The sequence below is a fragment of the Verrucosispora sp. TAA-831 genome (assembly GCF_050780145.1).
Taxonomy (GTDB): Bacteria; Actinomycetota; Actinomycetes; order Mycobacteriales; family Micromonosporaceae; genus Micromonospora.
On the sequence record NZ_CP192240.1, the window covers coordinates 2472150 to 2486961 of the forward strand.

The 14812-nt window shown below is 72.5% G+C and carries 12 protein-coding genes; 5 read left to right on the forward strand and 7 right to left on the reverse strand.

Annotation, left to right across the window (positions count from 1 at the left end):
- The first annotated feature begins 67 nt into the window (after window positions 1-67).
- The 4 genes from ACQVFL_RS11215 to ACQVFL_RS11230 all read left to right on the forward strand — a co-directional run bounded on the left by ACQVFL_RS11215 (window position 68) and on the right by ACQVFL_RS11230 (window position 4290).
- Complete coding sequence (locus ACQVFL_RS11215) at window positions 68-1156, forward strand: aldo/keto reductase (protein ID WP_431729307.1); 1089 nt, start codon at window positions 68-70, stop codon at window positions 1154-1156.
- 15 nt (window positions 1157-1171) lie between these two features.
- Window positions 1172-1777, forward strand: coding sequence for a TetR/AcrR family transcriptional regulator (locus ACQVFL_RS11220; RefSeq protein WP_431729308.1), 606 nt, complete (start codon window positions 1172-1174; stop codon window positions 1775-1777).
- A 262-nt stretch (window positions 1778-2039) separates the two neighbouring features.
- A complete protein-coding gene (locus ACQVFL_RS11225; protein ID WP_396695205.1) occupies window positions 2040-3365 on the forward strand; it encodes a cellulose binding domain-containing protein in 1326 nt (441 codons plus the stop codon).
- A gap of 139 nt (window positions 3366-3504) precedes the next feature.
- Window positions 3505-4290: a DUF4184 family protein gene (locus ACQVFL_RS11230; protein ID WP_396695203.1), complete on the forward strand. Its 786-nt coding sequence runs from the start codon at window positions 3505-3507 to the stop codon at window positions 4288-4290.
- Here the strand turns inward: ACQVFL_RS11230 and ACQVFL_RS11235 are convergent.
- Together ACQVFL_RS11235 and ACQVFL_RS11240 are read right to left on the reverse strand one after the other, a co-directional pair.
- Window positions 4226-4444, reverse strand: coding sequence for a hypothetical protein (locus ACQVFL_RS11235; RefSeq protein WP_396695201.1), 219 nt, complete (start codon window positions 4442-4444; stop codon window positions 4226-4228). The genes ACQVFL_RS11230 and ACQVFL_RS11235 overlap by 65 nt on opposite strands.
- A gap of 162 nt (window positions 4445-4606) precedes the next feature.
- Entirely contained in the window at window positions 4607-5404 is a 798-nt protein-coding gene (locus tag ACQVFL_RS11240; protein WP_396695199.1) for an SAM-dependent methyltransferase, read from the reverse strand.
- A 148-nt stretch (window positions 5405-5552) separates the two neighbouring features.
- Between ACQVFL_RS11240 and ACQVFL_RS11245 the strand changes: the two genes are divergently transcribed.
- Entirely contained in the window at window positions 5553-6152 is a 600-nt protein-coding gene (locus ACQVFL_RS11245; RefSeq protein ID WP_396695197.1) for a hypothetical protein, read from the forward strand.
- Between the two features lie 102 nt (window positions 6153-6254).
- On the opposite strand, the gene ACQVFL_RS11250 is transcribed toward ACQVFL_RS11245, so the two are convergent.
- The 5 genes from ACQVFL_RS11250 to ACQVFL_RS11270 all read right to left on the reverse strand — a co-directional run bounded on the left by ACQVFL_RS11250 (window position 6255) and on the right by ACQVFL_RS11270 (window position 14690).
- Window positions 6255-7043 carry an HD domain-containing protein gene (locus ACQVFL_RS11250; protein ID WP_431729309.1) on the reverse strand — a complete coding sequence of 263 codons (789 nt, stop codon included), beginning with the start codon at window positions 7041-7043 and terminating at the stop codon, window positions 6255-6257.
- 315 nt (window positions 7044-7358) lie between these two features.
- The gene (locus ACQVFL_RS11255; RefSeq protein WP_431729310.1) at window positions 7359-10175 is read right to left on the reverse strand and encodes an AAA domain-containing protein; all 2817 of its coding nucleotides are present in this window, start codon (window positions 10173-10175) and stop codon (window positions 7359-7361) included.
- Window positions 10176-10315: 140 nt separating this feature from the next.
- Entirely contained in the window at window positions 10316-11878 is a 1563-nt protein-coding gene (locus ACQVFL_RS11260; RefSeq protein ID WP_431729311.1) for a pectate lyase family protein, read from the reverse strand.
- A gap of 75 nt (window positions 11879-11953) precedes the next feature.
- On the reverse strand, window positions 11954-13312 hold the full coding sequence (locus tag ACQVFL_RS11265) for a polysaccharide lyase family 1 protein (protein ID WP_396695189.1): 1359 nt from the start codon (window positions 13310-13312) through the stop codon (window positions 11954-11956).
- 214 nt (window positions 13313-13526) lie between these two features.
- Window positions 13527-14690: a Gfo/Idh/MocA family protein gene (locus tag ACQVFL_RS11270; protein ID WP_431729312.1), complete on the reverse strand. Its 1164-nt coding sequence runs from the start codon at window positions 14688-14690 to the stop codon at window positions 13527-13529.
- Window positions 14691-14812: the final 122 nt, after the last annotated feature.

A 14812-nucleotide genomic window follows, 5' to 3' on the forward strand; every position in this document is an offset into this window, starting at 1 on the left:
GTCGCGCCCCTCCGGGGCCGGGGCTTCTGGACTTGTCGGTCCAATTTTGCCGCGCCACAGTGGCGCCATGAATCACTACTACCTGCTCGGCCGGTCCGGGCTGCGGGTGAGTCGACTGGCGCTGGGCACGATGAACTTCGGCACCGGCGGCTTCCACGCCGCGTACGGCCGCACCGAGGCGCAGGCGGAGCCGATCTTCCGGCGCTACCTGGAGTCCGGCGGCAACCTGATCGACACAGCGGACTTCTACACGGCGGGGGAGAGCGAGCGGATCCTCGGCCGGCTGATCGACTCCGCGAAGGTCCGCGACCGGCTGGTGCTGACCAGCAAGTTCACCAACACGGTCGACCCCACCGACCCCAACGCCAGCGGCAACGGTCGCAAGCACATGATCCGTGCCGTGGAGGAGTCGCTGCGCCGGCTCGGCACCGACTACCTCGACCTGTACCTGCTGCACACCTGGGACCGGATCACCCCGGTCGAGGAGGTGGTGCGGACCTTCGACGACCTGGTCCGCGCCGGCAAGATCCGCTACGCCGGTCTGTCCGACGTGCCCGCCTGGTACGCCGCCCGGGCGCAGAGCGTCGCCGAGGCGCACGCGATGACCCCGATGGTCACCGTGCAACTGCCGTACTCGCTGGTGGCGCGGGACATCGAACCCGAGTTCGTGCCGATGGCCCAGACGGTGGGGCTGGGTCTGACCGCCTGGAGTCCGCTCGGTGGCGGCCTGCTGACCGGCAAGTACCGCCGGACCGGCGACGGCCTGTCCGGGGCGGGACGCCTCGGCGACGGGAACCGGCCGGTCGGCGACGCCGAGTGGCGCGTGGTGGAGACCCTGGAGAGCGTGGCCGGTGAACTGGACCGGCCCATGGCGCAGGTGGCCCTCAACTGGGCGATCACCCAACCGGCCGTGGGTTCCGTGGTCGTCGGCGCGAGCAGTGCCGACCAACTGGACGGCAACCTCGCGGCCCTCGACTTCGAGATCCCCGGCGAGCTGCGCGACCGGCTCGACGCGGCCAGCGCCCGGCCGCTCGCCGCCCCGTACTCGATGTTCACCCCCGCGTACCAGTCCTGGATCGTGAGTCCCGGCCTCGGCATCGGCGACAAGCCGACCGGCTACGCGCCGCCGGTGTTCAATGGCCCGGTAGCCGCCTGACCTCGGGAGGACGAGTTGCCGCGTGCGCTGACCCGCAAGGGCGAGCAGACCCGCGCCCGCATCGTCGCCGGTGCCGCCGCCGAGGTGCGCGAGCGTGGCGTCGACGAGGTGCGCCTCGACGACGTCATGGGGCGCACCGGCACCAGCAAGGGGCAGATCTTCCACTACTTCCCGGACGGCAGGGAGGAACTGCTGCTCGCCGTCGCCCAGCACGAGGCAGACCAGGTACTCGCCGACCAGGAGCCGGCGCTCAGCGACCTGAGCACCTGGCCGGCCTGGCAGGAGTGGCGCGACCTGCTCGTCGCGCGCTACCGCGCCCAGGGCATGTCCTGTCCGCTGAGCACCCTGCTCGGGCCGACCGGCCGGCGTGGCCCCGGCTCGCAGGCGGTGGTCGCCGGGCTGATGACGCGCTGGCAGGCGCGGATCACGGCCGGCGTCCGGCAGATGCAGGCGACCGGTCAGATCGCCGCCGGGTTGGACGCCGACCGGGTCGGGTCGGCACTGCTGGCCAGCATCCAGGGCGGCGTGCTGCTGATGCTCGCCACCGGCAGGATCGACCATCTCGAGGCCGCGCTCGACTTCGCCCTGGACGGTCTGCGCGCCTCGGCCCCGACCCGCTGATCCGACTGGTGGGCATGATGCGCCGCCGGGCTGCGCCCGGCGGAGCGATGTCGCCGGCCATCATCGACTCCTTGCTATGTTATCGCTCACAGGTTACCGTCCCTTCGGGAGTGAGGGGCACGCGCCACCGCTCGGCCGCGCCTGCGAGACGGCGCGGCCGAGCGCACGGCACCAGGCCGGTCGACGGGCATCCCGGCCGTACCCACCACCACGGCGCCCCGCGCCGCCCGCGCGTCCACGCGACGCGGAATGGAGTCCCACGATGTCCAGGCGTAGATCGTTCTTCGGGCCGGTGCTGCTCGCCGCCCTCCTCCTGGTGGCCGCCGCCGGCACGGCGGTGACCGGCAGCCTCGGTCGCACCGCCGCCGCGGCCGAGGTCGGCACGCTCGCCGCGACCGCCGGGTGCGGCAAGAGCCCGACACTGCGCAGCGGTACGCACACCATCCAGAGCAACGGCAAGAGCCGCAGCTTCATCCTGCGGGTGCCCGACAACTACCAGAACACCAACCCGTACCGGCTGGTCTTCGGTTTCCACTGGCGCGGCGGAACGGCCACCGACGTCGCCACCGGCCAGACCGTGCAGCGTGACGCCTGGGCCTACTACGGGTTGCTGCCCCTGTCGAACAACAGCACCATCTTCGTCGCGCCGCAGGGGCTGAACAACGGATGGGGCAACTCCGGCGGCGAGGACATCACCTTCGTCGACGACATGCTCCGGGTGATCGAGGCGGATCTCTGCGTCGAGACCACCCAACGCTTCGCCCTCGGCTTCAGTTGGGGTGGCGGCATGAGCTACGCGGTCGCCTGCGCCCGGCCGAACGTGTTCCGCGCGGTCGCCGTGTACGCCGGTGGCCAGATCAGCGGTTGCAGCGGCGGCACCGGCCGGATCGCCTACTTCGGGGCACACGGCATCCGTGACAACGTGCTCGGCATCGCCGGTGGACGGTCCCTGCGCGACCGGTTCGTCGGCAACAACGGCTGCACCCCGCAGAACCCGCCGGAGCCGAGCCAGGGCAGCCTGACCCACCGGACCACCACCTACTCCGGATGCGCGGCCGGCTACCCGGTCGTCTGGGCGGCGTTCGACGAGGGGCACATCGCCGCCCCGCAGGACGGCGCTCCCGGTGACAGCGGTTCGCGGACCTGGCTGCCGGGCGAGACCTGGCGCTTCTTCACCCAGTTCGGCGGCACCACCCCGCCGCCGACCACCCCGCCGCCCACCACGGCTCCGCCGACCACCCCGCCCCCGACCACCCCGCCCCCGGGCGGCGCGTCCTGCCGGGTCACCGCCACGATCAACGCCTGGAACAACGGCCTGACCGAGGACCTCACCATCACCAACACCGGCAGCTCGGCGGTCAACGGCTGGTCGCTGGTCTTCACGCTGCCCGCCGGGCAGACCATCACCGGCGGCTGGAACGCCAGCTACTCGCCGACCTCCGGGCAGGTGACCGCACGGAACGTCTCCTACAACGGCACCATCGCGCCCAACGCGTCGGTCAGCATCGGGTTCCAGGCCAACCACACCGGCAACACGGCCCGACCGAGTGCGTTCACGCTCAACGGCGCCACCTGCACCGTCGCCTGACCGTGCGGGGGCGGAGCTACCAGGCTCCGCCCCCGCTGATCGGGCCGGCACACGCTCATCGTGGCGGTGTGGCTGTTCCCGCCTCGGCGTGTCGAGCAGCCACAGTGCCACGATCAGGGGTGGGCTTAGGCTGCTGCGCGTGCCGTTGACCTTTCCCGCGCATCTCGCGCCGGTGCTGGCGGTGAGGGTGTGGCGGCCCCGATGGTGCGACGGGGTGGCGTTGAGTGCCGGTGCGGTCGCCCCGGACGTCGCGTACCTGGCCGCCGGGGCGGACGGCCGCACCTTCGCCGACACCCACTCCTGGCCCGCCCTGTTCTGGTGGTGCCTGCCGGTGGCGTTGGCGTACGCGGCGGTGGTCCGCCTCACCGGCCCCGACGTCGCGGTGCACCTGCCCGGGGACCGGTGGTTCGGCTGGCGGGGCTATGCGCTGCGGGGGCCGGTGCTGCCGCACCGCTGGTGGATCACGGTCGGGTCGGCGCTGCTCGGTGCGGCGAGCCATCTCGGGTGGGACTGGCTCACGCACACCGACGACTGGCTGCGGGTGCTGTTCGGGATCGACTGGTCCCGGGTCGGCGGCGTCGCGTGGTGGACCGTGTCGGACCTGACGAGCACGGTCGTCGGCAGCGCGCTGGCGGTCGTACTCGCGGCCCGGATCGGTCGGCGCGGCGGGCGGGAGGCGGACGGCCTCGCGGTCCCGACCCGCCGGCCGGCCCTGTTCTGGGGTGTCGCCGGGGCGGTCGTCGTCGCCGGTGCGGCGGGCGTGACGGTGCTGCCCGGTGCCGACCTGCTCGCGCCGACCGGCGTCCGGCTGTTGCACGTCGCCGCGCTGGCGCTGCTGGTCGGAGGCGTGGCGGTCCGGGTCAGCGCGCGCGGGCGGCGCGGCGTCGGGCGGCGTACGGCAGGGCGAACAGGTACAGGCCGGTGAAGAGCAGCAGGAACAGCGGTGGCAGGGGCAGCAGGTACACCCACTCGGCCGGTTCCTGCTGCCGCAGGGCGACGACGGTGACGATGACGACGGCCACCGTGAAGACGATCGACGTCCACCGGTGCACCTGACGAGTCCACACGTTGCCCTTCACCGGGGCCTCCCTCCGGGCCGAGCCGCCGCACCGGCACTCTGCCGGTGGTGTGCTCGACCGGAAGTCAGGCTATGGTCGGGGCGCTGACCTGCGCTTCTCGATTCCTGACCGGTCTGCGTGCAGGTGACCGACCGGTCCCGCCGTCACCCGGGCAGGTGACGGTCAGGGTTTGCGGCCCACCGCGCCGTACGCGTCGATCGCCACCGCGTCCGGGGCCGCCGGCCGCCACAGCGGGATCGGCACCAGGCCCGGCTCGACCAGCGTCAGCCCCTCGAAGCAGGTCCCGATCTGCTCGGGGCTGCGCAGGATGTACGGCACGCCGCCGCTCTGGGCCAGCCGTTCCGCGCCGGAGACGACCTCGGGGCTGGTGTCGGTGCCGTCCCAGAGCACGAGGTGGCTGCCGGAGGCGGTGGCCGCCATGGTCCGGCCGACGATGGCGCGGATCACGTCCAGGTCCGGCTCGTAGCCCATCACGCCCATGTACATCACCGCGACGGGCTGGTCGAAGTCGAGCGTCCGGGCGGCCTCGGCGAGGATCTTCTCCGGGTCGTGGTAGTCGGCGGGCACGTACGTGGTGACGCCCTCGGAGGTGGTGCTGGACAGCAGCGCGCGGGCGTGGACCAGCACCATCGGGTCGTTGTCGACGTAGACGATGCGCGCGTCGGGCGCGACGGCCTGGGCGACCTCGTGGGTGTTCTGCATGGTGGGCAGTCCGGTGCCGATGTCGAGGAACTGCCGCACACCCGCCTCGGCGGCCAGGTAGCGCACCGCCTGGATGAGGAACTTGCGCGACTGCTGGGCCATCACCACGATCTCGGGGTAGACCTCCGCCACGGCGTCGCCGGCGGCCCGGTCGGACTGGAAGTTGTCCTTCCCGCCCATCCAGTAGTTCCAGATCCGGGCGGCGTGCGGCACCTCGGGCTGGAGCTTCGCGGCGAGTTCGGCGTCCGGGCTGGCCATTCCTAGCTCCTGTCAGCGGGGTCGGGGTGACGGACCTGTGCTCGATTGGATCATCGTATCCAGGCTCCGTCCATTGTCGAAGGTGAACATACCGCCCCGGGCGGGAATCCCATGCCCCTGAATCTTGCTCGGAGGTGGCAGTCTTCGGGTGGTGGGAAGCCTCCTGGCGCAACTGCCTGCCCTGCTCGGTGTGCTGATCGGCACCGCCGGCACGATCGTCGCCACCTCGCTGGCCGACCGGTCGCGCTGGCGGCGTACCCAGACGGTGCGCTGGGACGAACGGCGACTCGACGCGTACGCGGAGTTCGCCCGCGCGCTCAAGGAGGTGCACACCATCGCCGGCCGGTTGTCGCCCGGCCGGAAAGGCCCGCAGGTGGACCGGGAGCGGGAGCTGGCCAACCTCATCGAGGCGGACTTCCGGCACACCCTGGCCTGGGAGAACGTGCTGCTGCTCGGTGACGGCCCGACGGTGACCGCGGCACGGGCGTGGCGCGACGCGGTCTGGGCGATCGAGCGTCTCGTCCGGGGTGTACCCACCGACGACGAGCTACCGGACCTGCTGCACCGGGCCAACGAGGCCCGCGACCACTTCTACGACGCGGCCCGGGACGGCCTGGGCGTGGGCGGCGGCCCGGTCGCCCAGGCCACCCTGTTGCGGAGCCGCCTGGGCGACCGGACCGTCCCGGCCACCGCGACCCGGCCCTCGGCGAACTCCACGCCGAGTACCGCACCGAGGAGTTGGCGCTGATCGCCGAGTACCAACGCCGCGCCGCCGAGATCCAGGCCGCCGAGGCCCGCAACCTGGCCGACGGCGGCTGACCGGGGTCGGTAGCCGGGCGGAGTGGCCCGGTCAGGCGGGGTGGGCGGGTTGGTCGAGGATGGCGCTGAAGCGCTCCTCGGCCAGGTCGAGCTGGTCGAGGATGTGCCGACGCACCGCAGCGGAGAGCGGAGTGTCCGGGCGGGTGACGAGATCCCGGTAGACGGGCACCAGCGGGCGGTACTTCCGCGCCAACGACTCGACCTTGGGACCGATCGAGTGGATCACACCGACGCCGTTGTCCGTGAAGTCGGAGATCTTGACGACCCGCGCCCACGGCTCCCGCTCCAGGCTGGTGGCGACGTGCTCGTGGTACTGCTCGTCACGCTCCCGCCCCGGATCCCACGGCGGATTCGTCACCGCCGCCACCAGCCGCGCCACCCGAGGCCCGAACCGTTCCGCGAGCACCTCCAGCGCCGCGCCGATCTGGTCGGATCCGCCCTGCTCGCCGGTGGCTGCGGCCCGGTCGGAGCTGTCCTGGCCACCGACCCCGGAGCCGTTCCGTGCCCCGGCCAGCTCGATCGGGTGGTCCTCCACGGCGTCGTGGAGCAGCCCGGCGACGATCACGTCGACGTCGCGTACCTCGTAGTAGTGCACCATCCGGATGGCGACCCGGAGCAGGTGGTTCACGTACGGCTCACGGGACCGTCGGTCGTCCCGGTGCAGCCGCGAGGCCAGCGTCAACGCCTCGTCGAGGCGGCGTCGGGCGTCTTCGTCGAAGACCTCGATCTCCAGCCGGAACCGCTCCCGCAGACCGGCCTCGCCGTGCATCTCGGTGATCGCGTGCATCGGCATGGTGGCCAGATACGGTGGCAATTCCATCCGTCCCTTATAACCGATCACCCGCACCGGTAGGGGGACGGCCGGTGCGCCCCGACCCACTCGGCGCGCCGCCGCACCTCCCCGCCGTCATAGCAGATGGGGGCCGGCGGTGGGGTTGTCCACAGCGGGGCTGTCCGTCCACAGGTACGGGTGCTCGTGGCTGCGTACCTGAGGGTTGGGTGGCCGCCAGCGGTCTACGAGACTGGCCCCGAGTCCGGGTCCACCGACGACGGAACCTCATCCTTGCCCCACCGTCGGTGGCGGCACGACAAGGACTACCCGTGACCACCATCGAGCGTGGGCGGTCTGTCGTGGTCAGCGAGGGCTGATCCGGCCCGTCAGGTCGAGGGCGGCGCGGATCGGGTCGTCGGCCCAGCGGCTGGCGAACACGTCGTGCAGACGCCACCCCGCGCGGGCCAGGGTGCGCTGCCGCTCCACGTGGGCGGCCACCCCGTCCGGGTGCACGCCGCAGATCACCCCGACCGCGTCCGTGTCGGCCCCGACACAGAGATCGATCCGCCAGCGGCCGACCGGGTAGCCGGGCCGTACCGGCACGCCGATCCGGTCGAGTTCGGCGGCGAGGGCGCGGGCCCACGGCTCGGACGTGCGTGTGTCGGCAGTGGTGGAGACCGGCGGCTGTGCGGCGTACCGGAGGTAGTCGGCGACGATGCCGTCGGGGGAGCGCAGCGAGGTGACCACCGTGAGGTGCCGTCGGGCGCGGGTGACCATGACGTTGAACAGGTTCGGTTCGGCCAGGAAACGGTGCCGGCCCGGCGGGTCGTCGTCGACCAGTCCCAGCGAGACGATCACCACGTCCGCCTCGCTGCCCTGGAACGCGTGCACCGTGCCGGAGCGTAGGCCGAGCCGTTCGATCTCGTCGACGTCGTACGTGGACAGCAGCGCCGCCTCGACCGCGTCGGCCTGCGCGCGGAACGGGCTGATCACCGCGATGCCGCCGCCGGGCGGCTGGGCGGCGAGCTTGCCGACCAGGTCGAGTACGGCGTCCACCTCGGCCCGGTTGACGCCGTCGACCACGTCCGCGTCGGTGGTGGTGACCACGTCGATGGCGTCGGTGCGCTCGGTGCGGGGGTGCCGGGTCACCAGCTTGAGCCGGTCGCCGTAGAACCGCCGTGCGGAGAACCCGATCAGGTGGGGCGTGGACCGGTAGTGCTCGCCCAGCCAGGTGACCGGTGCCGCACCGGCGGCCAGGTCGTAGGCGCTGGACCGGCGTACGTCGAGCCGGTCGGCGAAGCGGTCCAGTCCGTGCCGGTGCAGGGTGGCGGTCACGTCCTCGTCGGAGACGAAGGAGACGAACCGCAACTGGCGCGGGTCACCGGCGACCAGGGCGCGTCGGGCCCGGGCCAGCACCGGGGCGGCCCGCAACTGGTCGACGTGTGCCGCCTCGTCCAGCACGATCAGATCGAACATGCCGGACACCGGGGGCAGCAGGTCCTCCACGTCGGCGACTGTGCCGACCCAGAGTGGCAGGGCCCGCACCAGTGCCTCGGCGTCCAGCCCGGCGAGCATCTCGCGTCGACGGTTGCGACCGGCCCGCAGGGCGGTGCCCAGGGCACCGGCGGCCCGGCGGGCGTCGCCGGTCCACCGTCGCGCGCTGGTGACCTGGTGCCGCAGCGCGGTGCCGACCGCCTCGGCGAGCGCGGTGTCCGCCTCGGTCAGCGCCGACCAGGCGGCCGACAGGTCGGTGCCGCCCTCGACCGTCAGTCGCGCCGCCGCCCGTACCGCCTCGGCGGCCTCCACGGCGGCCCGCAGCCGGTCGGCGGGTAGCCCGGGGTCGGCACCGGTCAGTCGCCGGAGCCGTCGGGCGGCCCGGGCCCGACGCAGCCGGGACCACCAGCCGGTATCCGCCGGGCCCGTGTCGGCCAGGGCCCGCCGGATCGCGGCGAGGTCGGCGTCCGGCGTGAAGACCGTCGGCGCGTCGTGGCCCAGCGCCGGCAGCAGCGGCTGCCAGCCGGGCAGGGTGGCGGCGAGCCGTTCCCGCTCCAGCGCGGCGGTGATGCCGGACCGGACGGCGCTCACCCGGTCCCGGGCGGCGGCCACGGCGGCGGCGTCGTCGCGCAACTGGGCGTCGTCCACCCCGGCCGCGATGCCACCGGCGAGGTCGGCGGCGACGGTCTCCCGCCGCTCGGCGTCGCCGAACAGCACCGGCGGTGGGCCGGGGTGTCGGCGCAGCAGTTCGCCGAGCACCTCCGCGGCGTGCGCGGACTGCGTCGCCACCAGCACCGACCCGCCCCGGCCCACGGTGTCCAGGGCGGCGGCGACCAGGGCGTGACTCTTGCCGTTCCCGGGCGCGCCGGAGACCACCACCACCGTCTCGGTCCGGGTCCGCCGGACCACGTCCCGCTGCGCCTCGTTCAGCGCCAGCGGCGACAGTACGTCGTCCCCGTTCGCCCCGTCGTCGGTGCCCTCGTCGGTCCTGCAGTCGGTGCCGCTGGTGGTGCTGCCCGCGACGTCGGCCGGCGTCTCGGCCGGACCGAGGTAGATCCGGGTCAGGGCCGTCCCGGTCAATCCGGGGCGGCCCGCCCAGTTCAGCAGGGTGTCCCGCAGTCGTCCGGCGAAGACGTCCCGGGTGACGAACAGCGCCGCCGCGGCCACGCCGGTCAGGGTCGTCTCGTCGAGGCGGCGCGGTGGCCTCGGCACGACCCGGTCGACCGTCAGGCCGGCGGCCTGGGCCGCCGTGGTCACCCAGGCGGCGGTGCCGGGCGCGGCCAGCCAGCCGGGACCGGCGAGCCCCGGCGCGGCCTCCAGCCGGGCGGCGAGGTCCCGATCCTCGATCAGCGAGGTCAGTTCGAGGTCACCGGCGGGCACCACCCGGTAGGCGCGCCGACCGCGTTCCAGGCGTACCGGTTGGGCCAGCAGCGGCAGCCGGACCCGACGCCGGGTCCCCGCCACGTCGACGCCGCCGACCAGGAACGCCAGCCCCAGCCGCAGGATCCGCTCGTCGCGGTGCAGCGCGTCCAGTGCGGCGAGGCGGTCCAGCCGGGCGGTACGGGGACCCCGGTGCGGCTCGGGCAGCCAGACCAGTGGCCGCCCGGTCCCGGACACGTCGAACATCCGCTCCGCGCCGGCCGGAGCCAGGTCGGCGAGAGCGGTGAGGATCGTGGCCGCGCGCATCGCCCGCCGATTCTGCCGTACGCCGTCCCGCCCGGCCGCCCGCGTGCCCCGGCACCTCGCCGTCGCGCACCGCCGCCCAGCGACGGCACGGCGGTGGGCGGGAGCCGTCGACGGCTCCCGCCCACGTGGCGGTCGGATGGTCAGGCGTACGTCTCGAACTCGGCGACCCTCGGCGTGCCGCTGGAGCTGGTGATCTCGAAGGTGACCTTGCTGAGCGAGGTCGAGGCGAAGCTGATCACACCGGCGGTGGTGCCGGAGGCGAGTACCGCCCCGGTGCCGTGGTTGATCAGACGCCAGCCCCGGATGTTGCCCACCGCGCCGGACGCCTCACGGATGGTGACCCGGGAGATCGTCTTCGCGGAGTCCCACTTGATCGAGATGGAACCCGTCGTAGCCGACGGGGACCAGGCGGTGTTCATGTCGCCGTCCCGGACGTCGCCGTAGCTGGTGCCGCTGGCCTTGCTGGAACCGTCGGAACCGGCGCCGATGCTCAGGTTGGTGCCGCTCGGCGGGTTCGTCGGCCCGGGGGTGGGGCTGGTGGTCGGTCCGGGCGTCGGGCTGGTCGGCCCCGGGGTGGGGCTGGTCGTCGGGTTCGTCGGGGTGCAGTTGCCGTTCGAGGTCCGGATGCCCTTGTTGGCGCCGGCCGTGTCCCGGACGATGGTCGGCACGCAGCTCGCCGCGTCCATCCGGTACGAGTAGGGGATGCTGACGCTGGTGTTGGATGTCGGGTTGGGCCCGGCCGGGTTGTTGTCGCCGCTGCGGGCCGACCAGGTGACGTTGTCGAAGGTGTTGCCGCTGACCTGCCAGTAGCCGGCCTCGCTGGTGTAGAACGTGCCGAGCACGTCCTTGGCGTTCTGGAAGTAGTTGTTCTCCACCTTGGCCTGCCCGCCGGCCCGCGAGTTGATGCCGGACTCGTTGATCCGCAGGTAGTGGTTGTTGTAGATGTGCGCCTGCCCGCCGCGTAGCAGGGGCACCCGCGAGTCGATGTTCTCGTACAGGTTGTTGTGGAACGTGACGAACCCGTTCGAGCGGTCGCTCTCGCTGGAGCCGATCAGGCCACCACGACCCGAGTTGCGCAGGATGCTGTACGACAGCGTCACGTACTGGGTGTCGTTCTTCATGTCGAAGAGGCCGTCGAAGCCCTCCGACTCGCCACCGGACGCCTCCAGGGTGACGTGGTCGACCCAGACGTTGCGGACACCGCTCTCCATGCCGATCGCGTCACCGCCGTTGGAGGTGGGTGAGCCGGACTTCTTGACGTTCCGCACCGTCACGTTCTGGATGATGATGTTGCGGGCCTCGCGGATGTGGATGCCGAGTTGGTCGAAGACGGCACCGTTGCCCACCCCGAGGATGGTGACGTTGCTGATCTGCTTGAGCTCGATCACGTCGGCGGCGGTGTTGCAGCTCGACCCGGACACCTTGGTGGTGTTGCCGTGGTTGATGGTCCCCTCCACCTGGATGGTGATCGGGGTGCTGCTGCTGGCCCGGTTGCACAGGGCCGCGTGGATCTGGGTGCCGGTGGTGGCGCGTACCGTCTGGCCGCCCGCGCCGCCGGTGGTGCCGCCGTTGCGGGTGGCGAAGCCGGTGGCGCTGCCGACGGCGGCCGACGCCTGGGGGGTCACCAGGGTCACGCAGACCGCGGCGCCCACGGCCGTCGCGGACAGCCCCGCGAGGAGTCGCAGTGCGACTGTTCGTCTCATCCTTGCCTACCTTCCGTGCTATCGGTGGTGGTACTGCTACAGCCGGGGGTGGTCGCCGGGTCGCCTGAGGGACGGTCAGAGCGGCAGGCGGTCGGCTCCGGCGAGCGGGCCGACGACGAGGGGCACCAGTGGTGCCGGGAGGACCGGTCCGTGCCGCAGCGTCGGCGTCCAGCCGGCGTCGGGCGACAGGTCCGGGTCGTGCGCGGCGTTGTACGCGGCCACCAGGTCCACCGGGCGGGGTAGCTTGCCGGCGGCCTTCACCCAGTTGCCCCGGGTGGTGATCGCGGTGCCGCTCCAGTCGTAGAGCAGATCGGCGGCGGTGATGCCGGCGCCGAGGGTGAAGTGGTTGTTCTCCGCGTACACGGCGGACTGCACGCCGACGCCGATGGCGTACTCGAAAGCGTCGCCGGTCAGCCGGTACTGGTTGTTGTAGAGGTCGACCTGCCCGAAGCGGACCCGGGGCAGCCGTTGGAGCCCCTCGTCGAACAGGTTGTGGTGCAGGGTGACGTTGAGCCGACCGACGTCCGGGCCGACGGTGTTGGACGAGCCGATCAGCATCAGCTTGTCCCGCCCGTCGAACCGGTTCCAGGAGGCGGTCACCAGGCTGGCCGTGTGGGTGATGTCCAGCGCGCCGTCGTGCACCTGGTACGGCCGTCCGAAGTGGACCGGCTGGCCGCTGTCGGGATTGTCGCCGTCGGTGAACGTGTTGTGGTCGATCCAGACGTTCTCGCTGCGGCGGACCGAGACCAGGTCGTACTGGGAGTTCCAGTTGCCCGTCTCGCCGTCGGTGGGGGACCAGGCGGGGAAGCAGTCCCGGGCGTCGTCGAAGGTGATGTTGCGGACGATGACGTTGGGTGCCCGGTCGATCATCAGGGTGAGGCCGGTCAGTCGCGCCCCGCGCAGACCGACGATGGTGGTGTTCGGGCCGACGTTGATCTGGGTCTGCCGGGTCTGGTTGGTCACCGACCGGACCCGGGCCTCCTCCACCGGCCCGCTCGGCGCCACCCGTCCCCACACGGTCGGGTCGTACGCGGCCAGGTACGTCTCCAGCGAGTACCCGGGGTCGGCCAGGTCGGCGCAGTCGAGCAGTCGACCGTCGGCGTCCTCGAACCCGTCGATCTCGCCCCGGATGTAAACGATCTTCGGGGTCGCGTTGGTCGCGTTGGTGGCGTTGTTCCCGCCGAGCGCGGCGACCAGGTCCTGGCGACTGTCGACCACGTGGACCTGGTCGGCGGTGGCGGTGGAGCCACCGGTGGTGCCCGGCCCGGCCGCCGCCCAGCCGTCGTTCGTCGGCAGCGCCTGTCGGCCGATCTGGCGGGCCAGCACGGACAGGGTGTCCGTGCCGCCCGTCGGGCCGGGGTGTGCCGCCGCCGGGGTGGGCGCGGCGGTCAGGGTGAGAATGATCAATGCCGCACCGGCGGCAATTCTGCGCATCAGCTCGTCCCGTTCCCTCGTCGTTGTTTCTCTATGTGACGAAGGTTACGGTTATGTTTTTATTGTGGTCAATATTAATGATGTGCAGTTTTGTTGCAGAAAATGCTTTCGGCCGACATCGTCCCGACCTGTCCCGGTCGGGAAACCGCTGGTCATCGTGGCGTGATCGGTCCTGATCGGACCGGCGATGTTGCAGTGGCGTTGCGGTGTCCTCCTATTCCGCTCCGGTCGGATCGGTCCGCCACGGGGCGACCGCCCACGGCACACCCAGCTCGGTCGGCAACGCGCCGCTCTCGGCGGACCGGCGCAGCACGTCGTTGACGCCCGGAACGACTCGCACCCGCTGCGGGCCGTCGCCGACCGTCTCCACCCAGCCGCCACCGAGCAACGTCGGCTCGGGCGCCGCCTGGAGCGCGGTCAGCACCGCGGTGAACGGGGCGGTCCGGGCCAGCGGCGCGATCAACGGCACCCGGGGATCGGCCCGATGGTCCAGCAGGTTCTCCAACAGGCCCCGTCGGCCGGGCACCTCCCGTGCCTGCGTCTCGCCGGGCAGCAGCAGGCGGTCCGTCGGGTACTCCAGCACGGCCCGTCCGGCGTCCCCGGTCACGATCACCTCGCCGGGGACGAAGTCCTCCCCGGCCAGCGTCACCGCGGCCACGACCGGCGGGCCGTGCCGCAGGCGTACCCGCAGCACGGCGGTGTCCTCGACCTCGATCGGCCGGACCCGGTAGCGCTCCACCTCGACGGCGGTCGGCTCCACCGGCCCACCGGTGACCGCCTCGGCCACCGCCAGGCACTGCATCACCGCGTGCGCCAGCGGATTGGCCAACGCGCCGTCGAGCACCGGCCGCCCGTGCAACGTCCGCCGACCGGCCCACGGTGAGCGGGCGTAGTACGCGTCCGGACGCTGCCAGGCGGCGACGGTGGCGATGCCGGTGACCGTACCCAGTCGACCGGCGCCGACCGCGTCGGTCAGTGCGGTCAGCGCGGCCGACCCGAGCGCCTGGAAGCCGACCTGCGCCACCCGGCCGGTGCCGGCCAACGCCCCGGCCAGCTCCTCGTGTTCGGCGGTGCAGAGCACCGGCGGCTTCTCCAGCAGCAGGTCGGCACCGGCGGTCAACGCGTCCCGGGCGATCGGCAGGTGGGTGTGCGGCGGGGTGCAGATCACCACCACGTCCGGCGTGACGGCGGAGAGCATGGCGCGGTGGTCGGTGAAGACCCGGGCGTCGGGGGGTACCGGCGCGGTCGGTTCGTCCTCCAACGGCCGGGTGTCCACCAGTGCGACCAGGCGCAGCCGTCCGGCGTCGTGCAGCGGGCCGAGCACCCGCCGGTGCCAACGTCCGTGCCCGTTCGCCCCGACCAGCGCGACCGTCGGCACCGACGTGGCGGGTACGGCGGGCGTCGCGCGGGTCGCGGGCGTCGCGCGGGTCGTGGGTGTCGGGGCGTTGGCAGGGGACCCCTGCTCTACCGCAGGCGTTAGGAAGGTGCCCTTCCTTTCAC

Coding starts and splice junctions, on each gene's coding strand:
- ACQVFL_RS11215 (WP_431729307.1), top strand. CDS start 68: ATGAATCACTACTACCTGCTCGGCCGGTCCGGGCTGCGGGTGAGTCGA.
- ACQVFL_RS11225 (WP_396695205.1), top strand. CDS start 2,040: ATGTCCAGGCGTAGATCGTTCTTCGGGCCGGTGCTGCTCGCCGCCCTC.
- ACQVFL_RS11240 (WP_396695199.1), bottom strand. CDS start 5,404: ATGGCCAGCCCGGACGCCGAACTCGCCGCGAAGCTCCAGCCCGAGGTG.
- ACQVFL_RS11250 (WP_431729309.1), bottom strand. CDS start 7,043: ATGGAATTGCCACCGTATCTGGCCACCATGCCGATGCACGCGATCACC.
- ACQVFL_RS11255 (WP_431729310.1), bottom strand. CDS start 10,175: ATGCGCGCGGCCACGATCCTCACCGCTCTCGCCGACCTGGCTCCGGCC.
- ACQVFL_RS11260 (WP_431729311.1), bottom strand. CDS start 11,878: ATGAGACGAACAGTCGCACTGCGACTCCTCGCGGGGCTGTCCGCGACG.
- ACQVFL_RS11265 (WP_396695189.1), bottom strand. CDS start 13,312: ATGCGCAGAATTGCCGCCGGTGCGGCATTGATCATTCTCACCCTGACC.